General features: G+C 72.2%; 6 protein-coding genes and 1 pseudogene. 1 reads left to right on the forward strand and 6 read right to left on the reverse strand.

Annotated features, from left to right (window positions below):
- Window positions 1-30 precede the first annotated feature (30 nt).
- The 4 genes and pseudogenes from ABZV06_RS31680 to prmC form a co-directional block, all read right to left on the reverse strand.
- Complete coding sequence (locus ABZV06_RS31680; RefSeq protein ID WP_355625932.1) at window positions 31-2145, reverse strand: transglycosylase domain-containing protein; 2115 nt, start codon at window positions 2143-2145, stop codon at window positions 31-33.
- Between the two features lie 106 nt (window positions 2146-2251).
- Entirely contained in the window at window positions 2252-2863 is a 612-nt protein-coding gene (locus ABZV06_RS31685; RefSeq protein ID WP_355237478.1) for a phosphotyrosine protein phosphatase, read from the reverse strand.
- Window positions 2864-3514: pseudogene (locus ABZV06_RS31690) on the reverse strand (L-threonylcarbamoyladenylate synthase); the annotation flags it as partial.
- The gene (gene prmC, locus ABZV06_RS31695; RefSeq protein ID WP_355625934.1) at window positions 3511-4458 is read right to left on the reverse strand and encodes a peptide chain release factor N(5)-glutamine methyltransferase; all 948 of its coding nucleotides are present in this window, start codon (window positions 4456-4458) and stop codon (window positions 3511-3513) included. The pseudogene ABZV06_RS31690 and the gene prmC, both read right to left, overlap by 4 nt.
- A gap of 72 nt (window positions 4459-4530) precedes the next feature.
- Here prmC and ABZV06_RS31700 point away from each other — a divergent pair, with 72 nt between their 5' ends.
- Window positions 4531-6078 (forward strand): GGDEF domain-containing protein, encoded by a 1548-nt coding sequence (locus tag ABZV06_RS31700; protein ID WP_355237472.1) that lies wholly within the window; start codon window positions 4531-4533, stop codon window positions 6076-6078.
- A gap of 34 nt (window positions 6079-6112) precedes the next feature.
- Here ABZV06_RS31700 and prfA read toward each other — a convergent pair whose 3' ends face one another.
- Window positions 6113-7201, reverse strand: coding sequence for a peptide chain release factor 1 (gene prfA / locus ABZV06_RS31705; RefSeq protein WP_355625936.1), 1089 nt, complete (start codon window positions 7199-7201; stop codon window positions 6113-6115).
- Window positions 7202-7328: 127 nt separating this feature from the next.
- Window positions 7329-7553, reverse strand: coding sequence for a 50S ribosomal protein L31 (rpmE, locus tag ABZV06_RS31710; protein ID WP_007464546.1), 225 nt, complete (start codon window positions 7551-7553; stop codon window positions 7329-7331).
- Window positions 7554-7894: the final 341 nt, after the last annotated feature.

A 7894-nucleotide genomic window follows, 5' to 3' on the forward strand; every position in this document is an offset into this window, starting at 1 on the left:
GGGGGCGGGGGGCGGGGGCGGGGGGCGGGGTTAGTTTGTGGTGCGGGCGGCGGTTAGCTGGAAGGCGGCGCGTTCGCTTGGGGGGACGAAGTCCTGTACGGGCTGGTTTCGCAGGGCACTGGCGAGCACCTCGCCCACCCCGGTCACCATGCGGGCCTGCACCGCCTGACCGACCGCGTCGCGCGGGTCGTCGGGGTTGGCGGCCATCGAGGCGACCGCCAACTGCGGGGTGAAGGCCACCACTGTCTCCGTCTCGTACCGCTCGGAGCTGCCGGTCTTGCCGGCCACCGGACGGCCCAGTCGGGATCGCAGGTCGGGCGCTGTGGCGCCGTCGCACCGCCCGTACATCGACTGGTCGCCCACCGGGCAGCGGGCCGCGTCCGCCGCCGCCCGTGCCACGTCGGTGTCGAGCACCTGGCGGCAGTCCGGCTTGGCGGCGTCCACCGAACGGCCGGCCGAGTCGCTGATCGAGACCACCGGCAGCGGCGCGCACCACGTCCCCTCGGCCGCCACCGTCGCGTACGCCGTCGCCAGGTCCAGCGGGGTCGTCGCGGCCACGCCCAGGGTGAACGGGCCCCAGTCCTTCGCGCCGTAGCGGGCCAGCCGCTCGTCGGAGTCGGCGCGCAGCACGATGCCGAGCCGCTCGGCCATTTCCACCACCCGGTCCGCGCCGACACGCTCGGTGAGCCACGCGAAGTAGGTGTTCACCGACCTGCCGAACGCGGTCCACATGGTGCGGGGGCCGTCCATCGACGAGGGGCTGGCGTTGGACGGGCACCAGCGCCCGTCGCAGCTGCCCGGCCCGGTCACCGGGAAGCGGGTGAGCAGTTGCGTCGGCGCCGTGAAGTCGGTCGACAGCGGCAGGCCGGATTCCAACGCGGCCAGCAGGGCGAAGAGCTTGAACGTCGAACCGCCCTGATACCCGTCGATGGCCCCACCGCCGGCGACGAGCTGGTTGACCGTGTTGGGGTGGTTCTTCTGTCCGACCGGGTTGTCCTTGACGCTGTAGGTGCGGTTCACCGACATCGCCAGCACCCGGCCGGTGCCCGGCTGCACCACGGCGGTCGGTACGGCCCGGGCCTCGGTCTGTCGGTAGATGCGCAGGACCTGCTCGGTGGTGGTCCGCTGCACGGCCGGGTCGAGCGACGACACGATGGAGAACCCGCCGCGGCGCAGCGTGCGCTGCCGCTCGTCGGCGCTCGACCCGAACGCCGACTGGCTGCTCCACCAGCGGGTGAACCAGTCGCAGAAGAAACCCCAGTCGTTGTGCCCGTCGGGCACGCCCGTGCAGTCGTTCGGTGTCTCGCTGGTTCGCAGCTGCAGAGGCTCGGCGAGTGCCGCCGCTGCGGCATCGGCGGGGACCTGACCCGTCTCGACCAGGCGTTCCAGCACGTACGTCCGCCGGTGCAGAGCGCTGTCGGCGTCCCCGTTGATCGGGTCGTCACTGTCCGGCGACCGGACCAACCCGGCCAGCAGCGCGGCCTGGGGCAGGGTCAGCTCCGCGGGCGATACCGAGAAGTAGCGCTTGCTGGCCGCCGCGATCCCGTACGCCCCGGCGCCGAAGTAGGCGATGTTGAGGTAGCGGGTGAGGATGTCCTCCTTGCTCAACTCCCGCTCCAGCGCCAACGCGTACCGCATCTCCTGCAGCTTGCGGGCGGTGGTGATCTCGGTCGCCGCCTGGCGCTGCCGCTCGGTGAGCCGGGGGTCGCTGCCGAGCACGTTACGGACGTACTGCATCGTCAGGGTGGAGGCGCCCTGCCGGGTCCTGCCGTCCCGCTTGTTGACCGTGAAGGCGCGCACCACCCCGCGCAGGTCAACCCCGCTGTGCTGGTAGAACCGGACATCCTCGGCGGCCACGATGGCCTGGCGCATCACCGGGGCGACCTCGCGCAGCGGGACGTCCACGCGATCCTCCTGGTAGAAGGAGGTGATCAGGGTGGTGCCGTCGTTGGCGTAGAGGTTGGAGCGCTGCGCCGTGGGCGGCGTACGGAGCGTGTTGGGCAGCTCCGAGTACGGCGTGCTGAGGGCGCTGAAGCCGATACCGAAGACCAGGGCCGCGGGTAGGGCGGCACCGGCCAGCACCAGTCCGGCCAGCACGCCGGCGATCACCACGGTCAGCAGTTTGTCGAGTCGGGCCCGGATCATCAGCTCTCCCCGCAGGAGCCGGTCACGCTAGGACCCGTTCAGAATGACCCGCAACGCACCTTTCGCCCCTGGTTTTCCCCAAACCCGGAGGAAACTCGCACGGCGCTCAGGGCAGCAGCGTGGCCGCCAGCGGGTGGACCGTCTCCTCGATCTCGTCCGCGACCCGGGTGAAGCACTGGTCGCCGCGACCCCACGGATCGTCGAGATCGTCGGTGGGCAGCGCGGAGGCGCCCAGCCGATTGTCGTGCGCCGCCGCCACCAGGGCCACGCCCCGCGCGTACACCGCCTCCGGGGTCGCCTCGCCCGCCGGCAACGCGGCGGCGTCCACCGCGGCCAGCAGCCGGCCGAACTCACCCAGCACGAAGGTACGGGCCGCCGCGTCCGGGCGGAGCGCCACCACGTACTCCTGCTGGTCGGCCGTGGCCGTCAGAACCAGGTCGGCGGCGTCGATGTGGTCCGAGCGCAGCTTGCGCGCCGCGAACCCGTCGACGTCACCGCCACGGTCGATGACCTGCCGCGCCGCCGGCGGGTTCATCTCCTCGCCCGCGTGCCAGCCACCGGTGCCGGCGCTGTGGCTGTGCAGCAACTCCTCGGCCGTGGCCGGGTCCTGCGAACGCCGCGCCAACCGTTCCCGCACCGCGAGGGCCAGCAGCCGCTCCGCCATCGGCGAACGGCAGATGTTGCCCATACACACGTGCAGGACGGTGAACGGGGGCACTCAGGCCCCCTGGACGTCGAGGAGGTCCGGTACGACGTCGCGCAGCTTCTCCAGCGGAATCGCGCCGGCCCGCAGCAACTGCGGCACCTCGCCGGTCAGGTCCACGATCGTGCTCGGCACCGGATCGGGGCAGGGCCCGGCCTCCAGGTACGCGCGCACCGAGTAACTGAGCTGGTCGCGTGCCTCCTCGGCGGTCACCGCGGCCGGCTGGCCCGTCTTGTTGGCCGAGGAGACCGCCATCGGGCCGGTCTCCCGCAGCACCTCCAGGGCCACCGGATGCAGCGGCATCCGCACCGCCACCGTGCCGGTCTTGTCACCCAGGTCCCACTGCAGGCTCGGCGAGTGCTCGACCACGATCGTCAGCGCACCCGGCCAGAACGCCTCCACCAGGTCCCGCGCCGCCGAGGGCAGCGAGAAGACCAGGCCGTCCAGGGTGTGCCGCGAACCGATCAGCACCGGCGGCGGCATCTGCCGGCCCCGGCCCTTCGCGTCCAGCAGCGCCTTGACCGCGTACGGCGTGAACGCGTCCGCGCCGATCCCGTAGACGGTGTCCGTCGGAAGGACGACCAGCTCGCCGTTCTTGACCGCCTCGATGGCCGCAGCGATGCCGCGGTCCCGATCTGCGGGCGATCGGCAGTCGTAAAGCATCACGGGGAGTCAGTCTGCCACGCCGGCCCGGACGCGGTGTGCTGGCCGTCCGCCCGTCGGGACGCCGTGGCGTACCGGGGCCGGCCGGTGAGGTCCGGATGCTCCGTAACAGCGTCGAAACGGCCGTCCCGGGCGAACAGCTCCGGCACCGCCACGTCGTGCGTGTCGTCGTGCTCGACCCCGATCACGCCGCCGGGTCGCAGCAGCGCCGCCGCCCGGTCGATCACCGGCCGGATCACCGCCAGCCCGTCGGCGCCTCCGAAGACCGCCTCCGCCGGATCATGTCCGGCCACCTCCGGCGGCACCACCACGTCCACGGGCACGTACGGCGGATTACAGAGCAGCACGTCCACCCGACCCACCAGGCCCTCCAGCAGGTCCGCAGCGGTCACGTCGGCCTCGACCACCTCGATCGGCCGGTCCCCCGCAGCGGCCCGCTCGGCCGCGTTGCGGCGGAGCCACACCAGCGCCGCCGAGGACCGCTCGACGGCGATCACCCGCGCCCCGGGCAGCTCCTGCGCCACCGCCAACGCGATCGCGCCGGTGCCGCTGCACAGATCCACCACCAGCGGTTCCGTTCGGCCCCGGCCCTGCTCGACACCCCAGCCGGCCAGCAGCTCCGTCTCCGGGCGGGGCACGAAGACGCCCGGACCGACCGCCAGCTCCAGGTGCCGGAAGCCCGCCCGACCGGTCAGGTGCTGCAACGGCTCCCGGCCGGCACGACGCCCGACCAGCTCGTCGAGCCGGGCCACCTGGGCGTCGTCCAGGTCGTCGGCGAGGGCCAGCCGTCCCCGGGGCACGTCCAGCACGTACGCGGCCAACAGCTCGGCCTCCACGCGCGCCGGGCCCACCCCGGCCGCCGCGAGCACGCGGGCCGCCCGGGCCACCGCGGCGGACGGACGGGTACGACCTGTCCCTTCGGGGGGGTGTTGCGGCAGAGTGGTCACACGATAATCATGAAGCGTCGCGGACGACGCCATGAACGGGTGCGTCGAGGCGCACACGACGGGAGGTTGTGGGTGGGCTGGCTCGACCGGGTCCATGACCAGGTTGACACTCTCTCGCACGCCCGCGCTTTGCAGGAAGCAAGTCGCTCCGCGGAGTCGTACACCCTCCTGGAACGGGTGATCCGTACCACCTCGGACCCGGCGGCTCGCGCGGACGCCATGGTGCAGCGCCTCTCGGCGCTGATCAATCTCGGCCGGACGGCGGAGTTCACCCGGGCCATCGAGGAGGCGTCCGCGGCTGTCCGCGACCTCGCCGAGCCCTACCTGCACGGGCACCTCAACGCGCTGGCCGCCCTCGCCGCGCACCACCAGGGCGCGCTGGACCGCTGCGTCACCCACCTCGTCAAGGCCGCCCGGGCGCTCAGCGCCGTCGACGACCCGGACCGGGACACCGCCTGGGGCTGGCACGACCTCGCGATGGCCTACAGCTACCTCAGCTTCCACGGGTACGCCCTGGGCGCGATCGAACGTGCACGGCAGCTCGGTCTGACCGCCGGAATCCCGGAGGAGACGTTCGCCGCGCCGGGCATCCGGCTGCGTAACGCCGTGGCGCTGGACCACAACGGCGACAGTGACGGCTGCCTGCGCGTGCTGCGGGACGTGGCGGCCGACCTGGCGCAGTTCGTCCACAGCGGGCGGGCTGGTCGTCTGCGTCCGAGCAGTCTCGCCGCGTACGGGTATTCGGCGGCACGGCAGGCAGCGCTCGGCGACACGCTGGAACCGCCCGGCGACGCCGTACCCTCCCGGCTCCTCACCCACGGCGGTGACAGCGCCCGCGCGCGGGACCTGCGGCAGCTCGGCATGGTCTGCCTGGCCGTCGCCGACGGTCGGCCCATCGAGGCGGTCACCCGGCTGGACACCATCCGGGTGTCCACCGAGACGCTCGGGGCGGCCGAGCCGGCCCGGCTGCGCAGCATCGCGCTGGCCCGCGCCGGTGACCATCCCGCGGCCCACCGGGCCGACCGGCTGGCGTTCCGGCTCGCCGCGCAGCGAAACGACCGGCTCCGCGACGTCTACATCGACGGCATCGCCGCCCGTATCGACCACGAGGAGATGCGTCGGGAGGCGGCACGATACGAGGGTGAGGCGTTGACCGACCCGCTCACCGGGCTGCCCAACCGACGTCGCCTCGAGCGGTACATCACCGCTGTCGTCACCCGGGGCGAGCGGGTCGTCATCGGCGTGTGCGACCTGGACGGCTTCAAGGCGGTCAACACCCGGCACGGCCACCACTCCGGTGACCTGGTGCTGCAACGCATCGCCGGAGTGATCAACCGGGTGATGCGCCGGGGTGACTTCGTGGCCCGCTACGGCGGCGACGAGTTCGTCGTGGTGCTCCCGGACACCGGCATGACCGAGGCCGCCGAGGTGGCTCGCCGGATCGAGGCGGCGGTACGCAACGAGGACTGGGAGTCGCTGGTGCCGGGCACCCCGGTCGGGGTGAGCATCGGCTTCGCCGAGGTCTCCGGCGGAGGCGGGCTGCGCGACGCGCTCAGCGTCGCCTTCGAGCAGGCCGACCGGGAGATGCTGCGCGCCAAGTCACGGCCCCGCGCGAGTTGACCCCTCGGCGGGGTCGATCAACGGCTGGCAGCGGTCAGCGGCGGGTCAGCTCGGTGTCGCCGGCGAGGCGGGCGGCGCGGTCGGCCTCGACGAGGGCGTCCAGCACCCCGTCCAGGTCGCCGGCGAGCGCCAGGTCCAGGTTGTACGCCGTGTAGCCGATCCGGTGGTCGGTGATCCGGTTCTGCGGGAAGTTGTAGGTGCGGATGCGCTCCGAGCGGTCCACGGTGCGCACCTGCGCCTTGCGGGCGTCCGACGCGGCGGCGTCGGCCTGCTCCTGAGCGGCGGCGAGCAGCCGGGCCCGCAGGATCCGCATCGCCTGCTCACGGTTCTGCAACTGGGACTTCTCGTTCTGACAGGAGACGACGATGCCGGTCGGGACGTGCGTGATCCGTACCGCCGAGTCCGTCGTGTTCACCGACTGACCACCCGGACCGGACGAGCGGAACACGTCGATACGCAGGTCGTTCTGATCGATGGTGACGTCGACGTCCTCGGCCTCCGGCAGCACCAGCACCCCGGCGGCGCTCGTGTGGATGCGGCCCTGCGACTCGGTGACCGGTACGCGCTGCACCCGGTGCACGCCGCCCTCCCACTTGAGCCGCGACCAGACGCCGTTCCCGCCCTCCGGCACGCCCTTCGTCTTGATCGACAGAGAGACGTCCTTGACCCCACCGAGGTCGGAGTCCTGCGCGTCGATCACCTCGGTGATCCAGCCGTGCCGCTCGGCGTACCGGGTGTACATCCGCAGCAGGTCGCCGGCGAACAGCGCCGACTCCTCACCGCCCTCGCCGGCCTTGATCTCGACGATCACGTCCTTGGCGTCATGCGGATCACGCGGGATGAGCAGCTCGGCCAGGCGCTCCTCCAGGGCCGGCACCGACGCCGCGATGGAGTCCGCCTCGGTGGCGAACGAGGGATCCTCGTCGGCCAGTTCACGGGCCGCCGCCAGGTCGGCGCGGGCCTGCTCCAGCTCGCCGGCGGCCTTGTGCAGCGGCACCAGCTCGGCGTACCGGCGACCCACCCGACGCGCGGTCGCCTGGTCGGCGTGGATGGCCGGGTCGGCCAACCGCTTCTCCAGCTCCGCGTACTCGTCGAGGAGGCCGGCCAGACGCTCGCTGCTCATGCTGCGGATGCTCCTTCGACGGTGCGACACCGGACTCGGCCCGATGGCCGACGGCGCGTGGAAACAGGCGAAACGCGGACGGCGCCCGTGTCCGGCGGAAAACCGGACACGGGCGCCGAACGGGGAGTTACTTGGCCTTCTTGGCCTGAACCTTGGCGTACTTCTGCTGGAACTTCGCGACCCGACCGGCGGTGTCGAGAACGCGCTGCTTACCGGTGTAGAACGGGTGGCAGGCGCTGCAGGTCTCGACGTGGATCGCCCCGCCCTTGGCGGTGCTGCGGGTCGTGAACGTGTTACCGCAGGAGCAGCTGACCTCGGTGGTCACGTACTCCGGGTGGATGTTTGCCTTCATCTCGCCTCGGTCCTCTCGTTGGTGGTCGCCGGGTCGCCGTCATCACTCGTCGCGCCGTACGCGACGGGCTCGGGCGTGAACCGGAACCGGTGGCCGATTGACCAGTGTGCCATGGGCCTGAGCCGACCCGGCAATCGGGCCGCACACCTCGTCCGGCATCGTCAACACGTACCTCCCCGTCCGCATTCCCGCCGCCCGGGCGGGCTATTCGCTCCGCCGTGCGTACCCCGCGGGGGGTACGGCTCTGCCGAAGAAGCCCGAGGTCTCCGCAAGCACCCGCAACTCCGGGGCACCGACGAGTGAAACCGCTACCAGGGCATCGCCGTCGTCGGTCTCCCGTA

Origin of the sequence: Micromonospora sp. NPDC005172 (assembly GCF_040608555.1) — a bacterium.
In the GTDB taxonomy this organism is placed as follows: Bacteria; Actinomycetota; Actinomycetes; order Mycobacteriales; family Micromonosporaceae; genus Micromonospora.

Coding starts and splice junctions, on each gene's coding strand:
- rpmE (WP_007464546.1), bottom strand. CDS start 7,553: ATGAAGGCAAACATCCACCCGGAGTACGTGACCACCGAGGTCAGCTGC.
- ABZV06_RS31680 (WP_355625932.1), bottom strand. CDS start 2,145: ATGATCCGGGCCCGACTCGACAAACTGCTGACCGTGGTGATCGCCGGC.
- prfA (WP_355625936.1), bottom strand. CDS start 7,201: ATGAGCAGCGAGCGTCTGGCCGGCCTCCTCGACGAGTACGCGGAGCTG.